Source organism: Klebsiella indica, assembly GCF_005860775.1.
GTDB lineage: Bacteria > Pseudomonadota > Gammaproteobacteria > Enterobacterales > Enterobacteriaceae > Klebsiella > Klebsiella indica.
Window position 1 is genome coordinate 88,688 of the sequence record NZ_VCHQ01000002.1, and the last position, 15,115, is coordinate 103,802.

At 53.3% G+C, this 15,115-nt stretch carries 16 protein-coding genes; 8 read left to right on the top strand and 8 right to left on the bottom strand.

What is annotated here, in order from left to right; all coding sequences use genetic code 11:
- Positions 1 to 75: 75 nt before the first annotated feature.
- Together FE839_RS01610 and aspA are read right to left on the bottom strand one after the other, a co-directional pair.
- Positions 76 to 1,377 carry an anaerobic C4-dicarboxylate transporter gene (locus FE839_RS01610; protein WP_138358466.1) on the bottom strand — a complete coding sequence of 434 codons (1,302 nt, stop codon included), beginning with the start codon at positions 1,375 to 1,377 and terminating at the stop codon, positions 76 to 78.
- 117 nt (positions 1,378 to 1,494) lie between these two features.
- Positions 1,495 to 2,931 (bottom strand): aspartate ammonia-lyase, encoded by a 1,437-nt coding sequence (gene aspA, locus FE839_RS01615; RefSeq protein WP_138358468.1) that lies wholly within the window; start codon positions 2,929 to 2,931, stop codon positions 1,495 to 1,497.
- A 338-nt stretch (positions 2,932 to 3,269) separates the two neighbouring features.
- Here aspA and FE839_RS01620 point away from each other — a divergent pair, with 338 nt between their 5' ends.
- Entirely contained in the window at positions 3,270 to 3,746 is a 477-nt protein-coding gene (locus FE839_RS01620; RefSeq protein WP_171034797.1) for an FxsA family protein, read from the top strand.
- Positions 3,747 to 3,782: 36 nt separating this feature from the next.
- On the opposite strand, the gene yjeH is transcribed toward FE839_RS01620, so the two are convergent.
- Positions 3,783 to 5,033 (bottom strand): L-methionine/branched-chain amino acid transporter, encoded by a 1,251-nt coding sequence (gene yjeH, locus FE839_RS01625; protein WP_138358472.1) that lies wholly within the window; start codon positions 5,031 to 5,033, stop codon positions 3,783 to 3,785.
- A gap of 232 nt (positions 5,034 to 5,265) precedes the next feature.
- Between yjeH and FE839_RS01630 the strand changes: the two genes are divergently transcribed.
- The 3 genes from FE839_RS01630 (at position 5,266) to FE839_RS01640 (ending at position 7,737) form a co-directional block, all read left to right on the top strand.
- Positions 5,266 to 5,559 (top strand): co-chaperone GroES, encoded by a 294-nt coding sequence (locus tag FE839_RS01630; RefSeq protein WP_138358474.1) that lies wholly within the window; start codon positions 5,266 to 5,268, stop codon positions 5,557 to 5,559.
- Positions 5,560 to 5,602: 43 nt separating this feature from the next.
- Positions 5,603 to 7,249, top strand: coding sequence for a chaperonin GroEL (groL, locus tag FE839_RS01635; RefSeq protein ID WP_138358476.1), 1,647 nt, complete (start codon positions 5,603 to 5,605; stop codon positions 7,247 to 7,249).
- Between the two features lie 134 nt (positions 7,250 to 7,383).
- The gene (locus FE839_RS01640) at positions 7,384 to 7,737 is read left to right on the top strand and encodes a DUF4156 domain-containing protein (protein ID WP_138358478.1); all 354 of its coding nucleotides are present in this window, start codon (positions 7,384 to 7,386) and stop codon (positions 7,735 to 7,737) included.
- Positions 7,738 to 7,834: 97 nt separating this feature from the next.
- Here the strand turns inward: FE839_RS01640 and epmB are convergent, their stop codons facing one another.
- On the bottom strand, positions 7,835 to 8,863 hold the full coding sequence (gene epmB, locus FE839_RS01645; RefSeq protein ID WP_138358480.1) for an EF-P beta-lysylation protein EpmB: 1,029 nt from the start codon (positions 8,861 to 8,863) through the stop codon (positions 7,835 to 7,837).
- A 42-nt stretch (positions 8,864 to 8,905) separates the two neighbouring features.
- On the opposite strand from epmB, the gene efp reads away from it, so the two are divergent.
- The 3 genes from efp to sugE all read left to right on the top strand — a co-directional run bounded on the left by efp (position 8,906) and on the right by sugE (position 10,431).
- Entirely contained in the window at positions 8,906 to 9,472 is a 567-nt protein-coding gene (gene efp / locus FE839_RS01650; RefSeq protein ID WP_138358482.1) for an elongation factor P, read from the top strand.
- A gap of 355 nt (positions 9,473 to 9,827) precedes the next feature.
- Complete coding sequence (gene ecnB, locus FE839_RS01655) at positions 9,828 to 9,974, top strand: lipoprotein toxin entericidin B (protein ID WP_138358484.1); 147 nt, start codon at positions 9,828 to 9,830, stop codon at positions 9,972 to 9,974.
- Between the two features lie 139 nt (positions 9,975 to 10,113).
- Entirely contained in the window at positions 10,114 to 10,431 is a 318-nt protein-coding gene (gene sugE, locus FE839_RS01660) for a quaternary ammonium compound efflux SMR transporter SugE (protein WP_138358486.1), read from the top strand.
- 77 nt (positions 10,432 to 10,508) lie between these two features.
- On the opposite strand, the gene frdD is transcribed toward sugE, so the two are convergent.
- Genes frdD through frdA form a run of 4 tightly spaced genes read right to left on the bottom strand, consistent with a single transcriptional unit; the run spans position 10,509 to position 13,802 of the window.
- Positions 10,509 to 10,868, bottom strand: coding sequence for a fumarate reductase subunit FrdD (frdD, locus tag FE839_RS01665; protein ID WP_138358488.1), 360 nt, complete (start codon positions 10,866 to 10,868; stop codon positions 10,509 to 10,511).
- Positions 10,869 to 10,878: 10 nt separating this feature from the next.
- The gene (gene frdC / locus FE839_RS01670) at positions 10,879 to 11,274 is read right to left on the bottom strand and encodes a fumarate reductase subunit FrdC (protein WP_138358490.1); all 396 of its coding nucleotides are present in this window, start codon (positions 11,272 to 11,274) and stop codon (positions 10,879 to 10,881) included.
- A gap of 10 nt (positions 11,275 to 11,284) precedes the next feature.
- Positions 11,285 to 12,019, bottom strand: coding sequence for a succinate dehydrogenase/fumarate reductase iron-sulfur subunit (locus tag FE839_RS01675; protein ID WP_138358492.1), 735 nt, complete (start codon positions 12,017 to 12,019; stop codon positions 11,285 to 11,287).
- On the bottom strand, positions 12,012 to 13,802 hold the full coding sequence (gene frdA / locus FE839_RS01680) for a fumarate reductase (quinol) flavoprotein subunit (protein WP_138358494.1): 1,791 nt from the start codon (positions 13,800 to 13,802) through the stop codon (positions 12,012 to 12,014). Before frdA ends, FE839_RS01675 begins: the two co-directional genes overlap by 8 nt.
- Positions 13,803 to 14,078: 276 nt before the next feature.
- Here frdA and epmA point away from each other — a divergent pair, with 276 nt between their 5' ends.
- Positions 14,079 to 15,056, top strand: a complete 978-nt coding sequence (gene epmA / locus FE839_RS01685; RefSeq protein ID WP_138358496.1) for an elongation factor P--(R)-beta-lysine ligase — start codon at positions 14,079 to 14,081, stop codon at positions 15,054 to 15,056.
- The last annotated feature ends 59 nt before the right edge of the window (positions 15,057 to 15,115 follow it).

The window sequence follows — 15,115 nt, forward strand, 5'->3', positions numbered from 1 at the left end:
AAAGAGGCACTATAGCACGCAAAATAAGGGGAGATTAGCGAAACGGGCCAGGATCTGGCCCGAATTTGTTGAGATTTATAACATGATGCCGCCAAAAATAAACCCGAGGATCACACACAGCGCAATGGCGATCACGCCAGGGATCAGGAAAGCATGGTTAAAGACATATTTGCCAATGCGGGTTGAGCCGGTGTCATCCATTTCGACTGCCGCCAGCAGGGTTGGGTAGGTCGGCAGGACGAACAGCGCAGAAACGGCGGCGAACGAGGCGATGGCGGTCAGCGGCGTGACGCCCAGCAGGAGCGCTGCAGGCATCAACGCCTTGGTGGTGGCGGCCTGGGAATAAAGCAGGGTCGCGGCGAAAAACAGCACCACCGCCAGCAGCCACGGATAGTTGTGCAGCAGGTCGCCCGCGACGGCCTGAATATCGCTAATATGGGCTTTGACAAACGTATCGCCCAGCCAGGCAACGCCGAGAACGCAGACGCAGGCGCTCATCCCGGACTTAAAGGTACTGGCGTTGAGCACCTCTCCGGTATCAATTTTACAGGTGATGCTAATCAGCGCCGCAATGGTCAGCATAAATACCACGATCGCTTCATTACGCGGCAGGACCGGATTCTTGATCAGGCCGACAGTATCGCTGATGGCGGTGGCGTAGAACATTACCGCCACGATACCAACCAGAAACAGCAAGACTGAGCGTCTGGCGTGTGGCTTAAGTTCAAAAACCTGGCTGCCGCGTAGTTTGACTTCCCCTTTGGCCAGTCTCTCCTGATAGACCGGGTCGTCTTTCAGTTCGCTGCCGAGGAAGTTACACACGATGGCGGTGAGCATGACGGCGACGAGGGTGACCGGAATGCAGATTGCCAGTAGCGTCAGGTAGCTGACGCCCAGTGGTTCGAGGATGCCGGCAAAAAAGACCACCGCCGCAGAAATCGGCGAGGCGGTAATCGCAATCTGTGAGGCGACCACGGCAATGGAGAGCGGGCGTGAGGGACGGATCCCCTGTTCTTTCGCCACTTCGGTGATAACCGGCAACGTAGAAAAAGCGGTATGCCCGGTTCCGGCCAGCACGGTCATAAACCAGGTGACCAGCGGGGCGAGAAAGGTAATGTATTTAGGATGACGCCGCAGCATGCGTTCGGCAAGGCTGACCAGATAGTCCATTCCTCCGGCGACCTGCATCGCGGCGATAGCAGCGATAACCGCCATAATGATTTCAATGACGTCGAAGGGGATCGCCCCGGGTTTGATTTGAAAAACAAGGGTAAGGACGAGGACGCCGAGTCCTCCGGCAAAACCGATGCCGATACCCCCGAGTCTGGCTCCCAGATAAATGGCCAGCAGGACAATAATGAGTTCTGCACCAAACATAGATGTCTTCCTTGTTTGTTAGCAAGTTGATATTAATTTGTTGTAATTTAATGACCTAATAAGAACAAAAAAGGCATGTCAGTGCTGACATGCCCGTTGTACGTTTAATCTGGAAATTTACTGTTCACTTTCATCGGTATAACGCTTCGCTTTATAGGCCGGATGCATCAGGTTCTGCGCGGAGAAGATGTCATCCAGCTCCGCAGTGGTCAGCAGCCCGCGCTCAAGCACAACATCCCTGACGCTCTTGCCCGTTTCGGCGCAAATTTTGCCGACGATGTCGCCATTGTGGTGGCCAATATAGGGGTTGAGATAGGTAACGATGCCAATGGAGTTGTAGACATAGCTTTCGCATACCGCTTTGTTGGCGGTGATGCCGTTGACGCATTTTTCCAGCAGGTTGTAGCAGGCGTTGGTCAGAATATGGATAGATTCGAACATCGCCTGGCCAATGACCGGTTCCATGACGTTCAGTTGCAACTGACCGGCTTCGGCGGCCATCGTGACGGTGGTGTCATTCCCGATAACCTTGAAGCACACCTGGTTGACAACTTCCGGGACCACCGGATTGACTTTAGCCGGCATGATGGAAGAACCCGCCTGCAGCTCTGGCAGATTGATTTCGTTCAGACCAGCGCGCGGGCCGGAAGAGAGCAGGCGCAGGTCGTTACAGATTTTGGAGAGTTTTACCGCCAGACGTTTCAGGGCGCTGTGTACCATGACGTAGGCGCCGCAGTCGGAGGTGGCTTCAATCAGATCTTCCGCGGGGATGACCGGCAGGTTGCTGACTTCCGCCAGTTTTTGTACCGCTAACTGCTGGTAACCCTCCGGCGTGTTCAGACGGGTACCGATCGCGGTCGCGCCGAGGTTGACTTCCAGCAGCAGTTCTGCGGTACGCAGGATGCATTTGGTCTCTTCATTGAGCAGAACGTTGAATGCATGGAACTCCTGACCGAGGGTCATGGGCACCGCATCCTGTAACTGAGTACGGCCCATTTTCAGAATATCCTGGAACTCAACGGCCTTCTGCCGGAAGCCTTCGCCAAGCTGATTAATTGCATCAATCAGTTTGAGGATAGAGGCGTAGACCGCGATACGAAAACCCGTCGGGTAGGCATCGTTGGTGGACTGGCATTTGTTAACATGGTCGTTTGGGTTGAGATACTGATATTCACCTTTTTGGTGGCCCATCAGCTCAAGGCCGATGTTTGCCAACACTTCGTTGGTGTTCATATTCACGGAAGTGCCTGCCCCGCCCTGGAATACATCAACCGGGAACTGGTCCATGCATTTTCCGTTATTCAGCACCTCATCGCATGCGGCGATAATGGCATTCGCAACGCTTTTAGGAATGGTTTTCAGCTCTTTGTTGGCCAACGCCGCGGCTTTTTTCACCATCACCATACCCCGGACAAATTCAGGTATGTCGCTGATCTTGTTGTTGCTGATATAGAAGTTTTCAATCGCTCTCAGAGTGTGAACGCCATAGTAGGCGTCAGCTGGAACTTCCCTGGTACCCAACAAATCTTCTTCGATACGAATGTGGTTTAACATGTGAACCTTCTCTCTCAAGCTGCCTATGAATTCACCAAATACGCAGGATTTATGGAATCTGACGCATTTTCTGGCCGCAGATTATTTCATCAACAAGCCTGGTGCCCACGATTATATTCTGATGATAGCGAATATCCGTCGTCCCGATCACTTATTATGTAGCGGATCTGATAAGAATTATTAATCTGTGAAATGTATCACCGCTTTTCTATTCTTGAAAAAAATAAGCTTTTTTGATGATTGAAAAACCGCGTTTTGACCCAAGATCTTTGCTATGCGAATAGCACATTTTTGACTACGGGGGCCAACACTGGCGTCCGTTAATGAAGGAGACGCCGGTGCGTTGGATTCCGTTAATTGCCGTTTTTTTATACGTTTATATTGAGATATCGATCTTTATCCAGGTCGCCCATGTGCTCGGTGTATTGCTGACCCTGATTCTGGTGATCTTTAGCTCGGTCGTCGGGATATCGCTGGTGAAAAACCAGGGCTTTAAAAACCTGATGCTGATGCAGCAAAAAATAGAGGCCGGGGAGAGTCCGGCCGCGGAGATGATCAAAAGTGTGTCATTGATTATTGCGGGTTTGCTGCTGTTACTGCCGGGGTTTTTTACCGACTTCCTGGGTTTACTGCTGCTGTTGCCACCGGTGCAGAAGCATCTGACGATGAAGCTGATGCCATATCTGCGTTTTAGCCGGATGCCCGGGGGAGGATTTAGCGCGGGAACGGGGAGTGGCGATACCTTTGAAGGTGAGTTTCAGCGTAAAGACGAGGAGCGCGATCGCCTGGATCACAAAGACGATCGTCGGGACTAACATTGGCCGGGCCGGGTAGCGCCATGCGCATCCGGCCTACAGTTGTTTGACGGCTAACTTGCGCTGGGGCAAGAACAGCCATAGCACGACCAGCATCACTAATGCATACAGGCTCTTCCAGCCAACCATCGCCAGCAGCAGAAGACACAGCGCGCTGCCAACCGCCGCCAGCATGCGATAACGCCCCTGCAGTAACTGACATCCTGCCAGCATGCACAACAGATAAATCATGATAAAGATGCCGTTGGCATAGATGATCAGGGCATCAAGATTGATATTGAGCTCATAAATGCACAGGGAACTTACTACACAGCAACCCAGCACCGCGTTCAGGGCATTGCGCGGAATTTGCCGCGGCGATAGTCGGGCCAGATAGCTGTCTGGCTTGTATTGCGCCTGCGACCAGACCAGGCGGGCAAAGCTCTGAATATAAATATTGAGGCTGGCGAAACAGGCGAGGTAGCCGATAACGCAGGCAATCCACAGCGCCTTAACGCCGAACAGGCGCACCACGATATTGGGCAGCGACGCGGCGGCGGCCATCTCTTCGCCGAAAGCATGAAAATGCAGCACCAGTACGGTACAGGCCCAGTAAACGGAGCCCGCCAGCAATAAGCCAATCATTAGCGCACGAGGAAAGTCACGCTCTGGCTGCTTAAATTCCGCGGCCAAATGCGCAAAAGCTTCCAGACCAACAAAACACCAGAACATCACCGAGAGCGCAGAAAAAAGCTGCGAATGACTGATATCAGAAGGGGCCGGGAAGGGGATTTGCGTTGGGTTTATATCGCCGCGCCACCAGATGGCAACGATTAAAGCCACAATCAATACGGCAATCAGCGTTTGCAGATTGGCGCTGGAGCTGGCGCCGCGCGAGCCAACCCACCAGATAATCGCCAGCGTTCCCAGTTCGGCCAGCAATAACTGGCTATCGTGCCAGCCAAAAAGCGCCTGGCCAAAGCCAGTGGCGATATGCAGGGCGGCGGGCAGCCCGACGGGGATCACCGATAAAAATAGCCAGCCGGTGACGCGCGCCAGCCGTGGGCCAAAGGCCATGGCGACAAAATGTGCGACGCCGCCCGCGCTGGGAAAGTGGCGGCCCAGCGTTGCAAAAACGATTGCGATTGGAAAAACCAGCAGAATCAGCGCCGGCCATGCCCACAGGCTGTTATCGCCGGCAACCAGGGCAGCCAGCGCCGGGACGGCAAAGACGCCGGTTCCCAGTAATGATGTGGACAGTAATCCCACGCCTTGAGCAAGCCCCAACTCCTGTTTTAAACCACCCATGATTCAACCTTGTGCTCGGTAAAAACAGGATGGTATCACAATCACTTTTACTTATGGCGCCAGGGGAGAGCGCGCGAATTTGCGTATTTCGCCACACGGAGACAAATTTTTTTTTGTTTTCCCCTTGAAGCGGTGAAACCCCATCCCCATCTCTCAGTGCACTAGCCGGAAAACCGTGTGCGGACCGGCGTCATCCATAACTGATAATGACTTTCTCAAAGGAGAGCTATCAATGAGTATTCGTCCGTTACATGATCGTGTGATCGTCAAACGTAAAGAAGTTGAAACCAAATCTGCAGGTGGCATCGTTCTGACCGGCTCTGCGGCAACAAAATCAACTCGTGGCGAAATCATCGCTGTCGGTAAGGGCCGCATTCTGGAAAACGGAACCGTGCAGCCTCTGGACGTTAAAGTTGGTGACATCGTGATTTTTAACGATGGTTACGGGGTGAAATCCGAGAAGATCGACAATGAAGAAGTGTTGATCATGTCCGAAAACGACATTCTGGCAATTGTTGAAGCGTAATCCGCGAACGACACTGAACATACGAATTTAAGGGAAAAGTAAAATGGCAGCTAAAGACGTAAAATTCGGTAACGACGCTCGTGTGAAAATGCTGCGCGGCGTAAACGTACTGGCAGACGCAGTTAAAGTGACTCTGGGCCCGAAAGGCCGTAACGTTGTTCTCGACAAATCCTTCGGCGCACCGACCATCACCAAAGATGGCGTATCCGTTGCACGTGAAATCGAACTGGAAGACAAGTTCGAAAACATGGGTGCGCAGATGGTGAAAGAAGTGGCCTCTAAAGCGAATGACGCGGCAGGCGACGGTACCACCACCGCGACCGTACTGGCTCAGTCTATCATCGCTGAAGGCCTGAAAGCCGTTGCGGCGGGCATGAACCCGATGGATCTGAAACGTGGTATCGATAAAGCCGTTCAGGCCGCGGTTGAAGAGCTGAAAGTGCTGTCTGTACCGTGCTCTGACTCTAAAGCTATCGCTCAGGTTGGTACGATCTCCGCTAACTCCGATGAAACCGTTGGTAAACTGATCGCGGAAGCGATGGACAAAGTCGGTAAAGAAGGCGTGATTACCGTTGAAGATGGTACCGGTCTGGAAGACGAGCTGGATGTCGTTGAAGGTATGCAGTTTGACCGCGGTTACCTCTCTCCGTACTTCATCAACAAACCGGACACCGGTGCTGTTGAGCTGGAAAGCCCGTATATCTTGCTGGCTGACAAAAAAGTCTCCAACATCCGCGAATTGCTGCCGGTTCTGGAAGCCGTAGCAAAAGCGGGTAAACCGCTGGTTATCATCGCTGAAGACGTTGAAGGCGAAGCGCTGGCGACCCTGGTGGTTAACACCATGCGTGGTATTGTTAAAGTGGCTGCGGTTAAAGCGCCGGGCTTCGGTGACCGTCGTAAAGCAATGCTGCAGGACATCGCAACCCTGACTGGCGGTACCGTTATCTCTGAAGAGATCGGTATGGAGCTGGAAAAAGCGACGCTGGAAGACCTGGGTCAGGCAAAACGCATTGTTATCAACAAAGATACCACCACTATTATTGATGGTGTGGGTGAAGAAGCGGCGATTCAGGGCCGCGTTTCTCAGATCCGTAAGCAGATCGAAGAAGCGACTTCTGACTACGACCGCGAAAAACTGCAGGAACGCGTTGCTAAACTGGCAGGCGGTGTGGCAGTAATCAAAGTTGGTGCTGCGACCGAAGTTGAAATGAAAGAGAAGAAAGCCCGCGTTGATGATGCCCTGCACGCGACCCGTGCTGCGGTAGAAGAAGGCGTGGTTGCTGGTGGTGGTGTTGCGCTGGTTCGCGTCGCCGCTAAACTGTCTGGCCTGACTGCGCAGAACGAAGACCAGAACGTGGGTATCAAAGTTGCGCTGCGCGCGATGGAAGCTCCGCTGCGTCAGATCGTTTCCAACGCCGGTGAAGAGCCGTCTGTTGTGGCTAACAACGTGAAAGGCGGTGAAGGTAACTACGGTTATAACGCCGCGACCGAAGAATACGGCAACATGATCGATTTCGGTATCCTGGACCCAACCAAAGTGACCCGTTCTGCTCTGCAGTATGCGGCATCCGTTGCTGGTCTGATGATCACCACCGAGTGCATGGTAACCGACCTGCCGAAAGCCGATGCGCCTGACTTAGGTGCTGCTGGCGGCATGGGCGGCATGGGTGGTATGGGCGGCATGATGTAATCGTGCGCTATACCGCTTAGTAATAAGGAAACCCCCGGGCAGAAATGCTCGGGGGTTTTTCTTTTTGCTACCTTTTTAGTATAAGGTTGTACATCCGGGCCAGCGCGTCCGGCTCATTGATCGTGGGGAATAACATGCAGATAAAATATGTAGCAGGGATCGTCGGCGCAGCATTATTGTTAGCAGGTTGCAGCACCAGCAACGAACTGACCTCCGGTGGCCAGAATGTGCGCTTTGTTGAAGATAAACCGGGTTCGGAATGCCAGTTATTAGGAACCGCGACCGGTAAGCAAAGTAACTGGCTGTCAGGGCAGAATGGCGATGAAGGCGGTTCTATGCGCGGTGCGGCAAACGCGCTGCGTAACCATGCGGCGGAAATGGGCGGCAATGTGATTTACGGCGTCAGCAGCCCGACTCAGAATCTGCTGTCGAGCTTTATCCCGACAGACAGCCAGATGAATGGCCAGGTCTATAAGTGCCCGAATTGACGGCATTCGGTGCCCCGATCATAAGGCGTGGCACCTGACCTTCATTTGTCCACCGGTCATCGTTCCTCTGCCGGATAAAACCGGCAGATCCACTTGATTAGCGCTGTTTTAATCCGAGATCCAGCGGTGTTTTACTGGGTTCTCCCCCAATCTCCCGCGCGAGTTTTGGCACCATATAGCCGGAAACCAGCGTCAGTAGTTCTCGCATAATTGCGCGAGCCTCTTCGTCGTCGACCATAAAATGGGATGCGCCCTGAACTTTGTCCAGGACATGCAAGTAATAAGGCATTACCCCGGCATCGAACAGCGCGTTACTCAAGTCAGCAAGGGTTTTTGCACTATTGTTGACGCCACGTAGCAGCACACTTTGGTTAAGCAGGGTGACGCCGGCCATACGAAGCCGCATCATCGCGCGACGAAATTCACCGTCAATTTCATTGGCATGGTTGATATGATTGACAAGCAATATCTGTAACGATGATGCGGCGACCCGGTCAACGAGTGTATCGGTAATACGCGCCGGGATGACGATTGGTAACCGGCTGTGGATACGCACACGTTTTATATGTGCAATCGCTTCCAGCTGTGTAAATAGCCAGTCAAGTTCGTGATCTTTTGCCATTAGCGGATCGCCTCCGGAAAAGATAATCTCGTCAAGCTGAGGATGGGTCGCAATATACTCCAGCGCCATCTGCCAGTTGCGTTTATTACCCTGATTTTCGGCGTAGGGGAAGTGGCGACGGAAGCAGTAGCGGCAGTTTACGGCACAGCCGCCTTTGACCAGCAACAGCGCACGATTCTTGTATTTGTGCAGCAAACCGGGAACCACGCTGTGCTGTTCTTGCAGGGGATCGGTTGAGAATCCTGGCGCGGTGATGAATTCATCTTGTGATGTAAGTACCTGACGAAGCAGGGGATCATCAGGATTGCCAGGTTCCATTCTGGCGATAAACGCCCGCGGAACGCGTAGGGCGAACAGGCGCCGGGCATCGTATCCGGCCAACAGCTTTGCATCAGCAGTTATACTTAAAAGCTGTAGCAGTTCATCGGGACTGGTCACGACATCGGAAAGTTGCGTTAACCAATCTTCTCTGGATGGGGTATTTAGGGTTACAATATGCGCCATTTTGTGGCTTAGCTACCAATTAACAAAATTTTAGAGGGCCTTATGGCGACTTACTATAGCAACGATTTTCGTGCCGGTCTTAAAATCATGCTGGACGGCGAACCTTATGCAGTTGAAGCAAGCGAATTTGTGAAACCCGGTAAAGGCCAGGCCTTTGCGCGCGTTAAGCTGCGTCGCCTGCTGACAGGAACGCGTGTTGAGAAAACCTTCAAGTCCACCGATTCCGCGGAAGGCGCCGATGTTGTTGATATGAACCTGACTTACCTCTATAGCGATGGTGAGTTTTGGCACTTTATGAATAACTCAACTTTCGAACAGCTTGCTGCTGATGAGAAAGCGGTTGGCGATAACGCCAAATGGCTGCTGGATCAGGCTGAATGCATCGTAACGCTGTGGAACGGCCAGCCTATCTCCGTCACCCCGCCAAACTTCGTTGAACTGGAAATCGTCGACACTGACCCAGGTCTGAAAGGCGATACCGCAGGTACTGGCGGCAAACCGGCGACGCTGTCTACCGGCGCAGTGGTTAAAGTTCCGCTGTTCGTGCAGATTGGCGAAGTCATCAAAGTGGATACCCGCTCTGGCGAATATGTATCCCGCGTGAAGTAATTTACGCGATGAGCGGGTTGGCGCAGCGCGATGCTGCGCCTTTTGCCTGGCGAAACCGTCGCCAGGAAGATGAAGCGCACCATAAAACGTCTGGTCGTGTTGTTCCTGAGCGGCGCCCTGTTAATGCAATATGGTTTGTGGCGCTGGCGACGATATCCAGAATCCGGGGCGTGTTTCCCTTAGCTGCCAGCGCATTTTCCGCATCAGGCAATTCAGATTTATAAACGATTCCTCCTCCCGGACGCTTGTCGTTAATCTCTTTTTTCTTAAAAAACGTAGCGCTGCCTTCATTCCAGAGCCGATTGTCTATGCTTATAGAGCACGATAACTAAAACGGGTAAATAAGGATGACATTATGGTGAAAAAAACAATTGCAGCGTTCTTTACGGTTTTGGTTCTTTCCTCTGTATTGACCGCATGCAATACAACGCGCGGTATTGGTCAGGATATTTCCGAAGGTGGTAGCGCAATTTCTGGCGCGGCAACCAAAGCTCAGCAATAGACCATGGCGGTACGGCCATTGGTCGTACCGTTCTTTCTTCCCTCAGTGCATTGTGTATAATCTCCGCGGACGATCATCTGCCTTACGGGACGACCCGTGAGCGCTTCACATTCGGGGACGACTCCAGCAAAGGAGCCATATGTCCTGGTTAGCGTTATTTATTGCGGGTCTTCTCGAAGTTGTCTGGGCGGTTGGCCTGAAATATACCCACGGTTTTAGCCGTCTGTTACCCAGCGCGATCACGATTGTCGCGATGGTTGTGAGTCTGACATTGCTGTCGTGGGCGATGAAAACATTACCTGTGGGGACGGCTTACGCGATATGGACCGGGATTGGCGCGGTTGGTGCCGCGGTCACGGGGATTATTTTATTGGGAGAGTCTGCCAGTCTGCTGCGTATTACCAGCCTCGTCTGTATTGTGATTGGCATTATCGGGCTGAAGTTGAGTGCCCATTAAACGTATTGATTCGCGCATAACGATTTGATCGCTGTGAAGGCCGGAGTCTGCATAAATGCGTCATCCGGCAATCGGATTTATATAAATAAAATGCCGACCAGCGTCACAATCGTCAGAATTGCTGCCAGCCCGTAGAAAATCCACTTCCCGTTGGGAATGTGAATTTTCAAATCATGCATCGCGTGATGAATACGGTGGAGTCCGCACCACAGGGGCAGAACAATCATCAGGAAAATGAATGCGCGGCCAATGAAACTGTGGGCAAAAGCCAGTACGCGTTGGTAACTAAACGCATCATCGGGGGCGAGGCCGAGCGGCATAATAATGCCAACCAGTAGTACTATCACGGGGGCGATAATTGCCCCCCACATACCACCGGCGCCAAACAGCCCCCAGAATACGGGTTCATCAGAACGTTTTGGGTTGGGATTGATCATTCCAGCCTCCTTACCAGAACAGGGCGACAAACAGAATCACCACGGTAACGACCGCAGTGACGACCCAAAGCCCTTTAATGATTGGCTCTGGCCCCATTTTCTCGCCTTTGACGATAATATTGGCGGCTTTCGGCGCCAGTTCGAACCAGGTTTTGCTATGCAGCAGCGCGGCAGCAAGCGTGATCAGGTTCAGAATCACGACAATCGGGTTTTGTAGAAAACCGATATAGCCCGCCCAGCTTTCCGCACCCTGCTTCAGGGCGAAGAGTCCGTAAATCAGCACAATGCTGAACCACACCGTTGGCACCGCTGTCCCCTCGCGCAGCATATAGAAGCGATAAAACGGCAGCTTTTTCCACCAGGTGGACGGCATTGGCCGTACGTAGGGTTTGCGTTTAGTCGTCATACTGCACTCCTTAGCGTGGTTTCAGGGTGGCGATAAGAAAGTCTTTCGAACTTTCGACCTTGCCCTGCTGGATCGCGGCCGCCGGATCGACGTGTTTAGGACAGACTTCAGAGCAGTAGCCCACGAAAGTACAGGTCCAGACGCCATTCTTGCCATTAAGCTGCGCCATACGTTCCTTTTTACCGTGGTCACGGCTGTCTTCGTTGTAACGATGGGCGAGAGTGATCGCCGCCGGGCCGATAAACTCAGGATTAAGGCCAAACTGTGGGCAGGCCGCATAGCACAAGCCGCAGTTGATACAGCCAGAAAACTGGTGATACTTCGCCATTTGCGCCGGCGTTTGCTTGTTTGGCCCCTGGTCAGTCGTACGTGAGTTGCCGATGATGTATGGCTTAATCGCTTCCAGACTTTCAATAAAGTGGGTCATATCGACGACCAGGTCGCGCTCAATCGGGAAGTTGGCCAGCGCTTCAACCTTAATCCCCTTACTGTACTCGCGCAGGAAGGTTTTACAGGCCAGTTTTGGCACGTTGTTCACCATCATGCCGCAGGAGCCGCAAATCGCCATACGGCATGACCAGCGGTAGCTGAGATCGGGCGCAAGGTTATCTTTGATATAGCCGAGGGCATCAAGCAGTGAAGTTTGCTCATCGTAGGGAACGTCATAGAAAGCGCTGTGGGGTGCGCTGTCCACTTCCGGATTGTAGCGCACCACTTCGACCTTCATATTTTTCATCTCAGCCATTCGTCGTCTCCTTCTTCTCGGCTGCTTCCGCTTCAGCGCCATACACGCGTTTTGCTGGCGGCAGAGTTGTGATTTTTACATCACTGTACGCCAGGCTGGTATTACCGTCGGCATCACGGAAAGCGAGCGTATGCTTGAGGAAATTGACATCGTCGCGTTCAGTGCACCCCTCATCCAGACGCTGATGCGCGCCGCGGGATTCTTTACGCGCCATCGCTGAGTGCGCCATACATTCAGCGACGTTCAGGCCGTGTCCTAACTCAATGGTGTAAAGCAGGTCAGTATTGAACACGCTGGAGGTGTCGGTGATACGCACACGCCGGAAGCGCTCCTGCAGCTCGGCCAGTTTATCAATGGTTTTCTGCATCAGCTCCGGCGTACGGTAGATGCCGCAACCTTCCTCCATCGACAGGCCCATTTCATCGCGGATTTTCGCCCAGTTCTCGTTACCTTCCTGGTTAACCAGGGCGTGCAAACGTTTCTCGACATCGGCGGCCTGTGCATCCAGCGCCGCGCCGTTAGCGTCGCCGGCATCTGCTGCGCGCAGCATCGCTTGCTCGCCGGCCAGACGACCAAAGACCACCAGTTCCGCCAGCGAATTGGAACCAAGACGGTTAGCGCCGTGCAGGCCAACGGATGAGCATTCGCCCACGGCAAAGAGGCCTTTAATGCGGGTTTCACACTGCTGGTCGGTTTCGATACCGCCCATGGTGTAGTGGGCGGTTGGCCGTACCGGAATCGGGTCTTTCACCGGATCGACGCCGACGTAGGCCTTCGAGAGTTCACAAATGAACGGCAGACGTTCGAGCAGTTTTTTCTCGCCGAGATGGCGCAGATCGAGATAAACCACATCGCCTCGCGGCGTTGGGATCGTATTGCCTTTGCGCCATTCGTGCCAGAATGCCTGGGAGACTTTGTCCCGAGGGCCAAGCTCCATGTATTTGTTTTTCGGTTCGCCGAGGGGCGTTTCCGGACCCATGCCGTAATCCTGGAGATAGCGGTAGCCGTTTTTGTTGACCAGAATGCCACCTTCGCCGCGACAGCCTTCGGTCATCAGGATACCGGACCCCGGCAGACCCGTTGGGTGATATTGTACGAACTCCATGTCCCGCAGCGGTACGCCGTGACTTAGCGCCATGCCCATCCCGTCGCCAGTGACGATGCCGCCGTTGGTATTATAACGATAAACGCGCCCCGCGCCGCCGGTCGCCAGCACCACCGCGTTAGCACGGATCTGCACCAGCGTACCTTCCATCATGTTCATCGCGACCAGGCCACGCGCCTGGCCATCATCGACCAGAATGTCGAGGACGAAATGCTCATCGAAGCGTTGAATTTGCGGAAACTGGAGGGAGGTCTGGAACAGGGTGTGTAGCATATGAAAGCCGGTTTTATCGGCGGCGAACCAGGTGCGTTCGATTTTCATGCCGCCGAAGCGTCGGACGTTGACGCTGCCGTCAGGGCGACGGCTCCATGGACATCCCCACTGTTCAAGCTGGGTCATCTCTTGCGGGCAGTGATGGACGAAGTAGTCGACCACATCCTGCTCGCACAACCAGTCTCCACCGGCAACGGTGTCGTGAAAATGGTACTCAAAACTATCATGATCCTGGGCGACGGCAGCGGACCCTCCTTCAGCCGCCACGGTATGGCTACGCATAGGATAGACTTTGGAAATTAGAGCGATTTTGGCATTTGGATTCGCATGTGCGGCGGCAATTGCGGTGCGAAGACCTGCTCCGCCTGCGCCAATTACGGCAAGATCGGCTTGAAAAGTTTGCACGACATTCCTCCAGTTTTTGTTTATTCCGCCGGCGGATTGGCGAAAATGTATTACTTCTCCTTTATAGGTAGGGAGTATAGCCGTACGATCATCAGGGAAAATTGACGTGTTCGATTTTTTTATCGTTCCGTGCGGTTTTTTCGCTGTTCTCTGCCGTTTTTACTGATTATCAATAAATTAAACGTATGTAATATGTTCGCGGCGTTGCACATAATTTGTTTCACTCGCCAGTTACGAGTAGACTTCGAGCCCTTGTTTCAAATCGGAGAAAGTACCATGAGCGAAACGGCAAGCTGGCAGCCGAGCGCATCCATTCCTAATCTGTTAAAACGTGCCGCGGTGATGGCGGAAATTCGCCGTTTCTTTACCGATCGCGGCGTGCTGGAGGTGGAGACGCCTTGCATGAGTCAGGCGACGGTGACGGATATCCATATGGTCCCGTTTGAAACCCGTTTCGTTGGCCCCGGCCATTCCCAGGGGTTGAATTTGTATCTGATGACCAGCCCTGAATACCATATGAAGCGCCTGCTGGCAGCCGGTTGCGGCCCGGTGTTTCAGCTATGTCGCAGCTTCCGCAATGAAGAAATGGGGCGTCATCATAACCCGGAATTCACCATGCTGGAGTGGTATCGCCCCTGCTATGACATGTATCGACTGATGAATGAAGTCGACGATCTGTTGCAGCAGGTTCTGGAATGCCAGCCTGCGGAAAGCCTCTCCTACCAGCAGGCATTCCAGCGGTACCTGGAAGTAGACCCGTTGTCAGCAGATAAAACGCAGTTGCGGGAGGTGGCGGCGAAACTGGATTTGAGCAATATCGCCGATACGGAAGACGACAGGGATACGCTGCTACAGTTGCTCTTTACAATGGGCGTTGAGCCGCATATTGGCAAAGATCGTCCGACATTTGTCTATCACTTTCCGGCAAGCCAGGCGTCGTTGGCGCAAATCAGCACTGAAGATCACCGTGTGGCAGAGCGTTTTGAGGTCTATTACAAGGGCATTGAGCTGGCGAATGGCTTCCACGAACTGACTGATGCGGGCGAGCAACGGCAGCGTTTTGAGCAGGATAACCGTAAGCGGGCGGCTCGTGGCCTGCCTCAGCAGCCGATTGATTATAACCTGCTGGCGGCGCTGGAAGCCGGTCTGCCGGATTGCTCCGGTGTGGCATTGGGGGTGGATCGCGTGGTGATGCTGGCGCTGGGCGCGGAAAGTATCGGCGAGGTAATGTCTTTTACCGTTGACCGGGCCTGATATTTAGCCCATTTCCCTTTCGCCGCGGACAGGCGGTTTTGCGAGAGAGACCGGCGGTC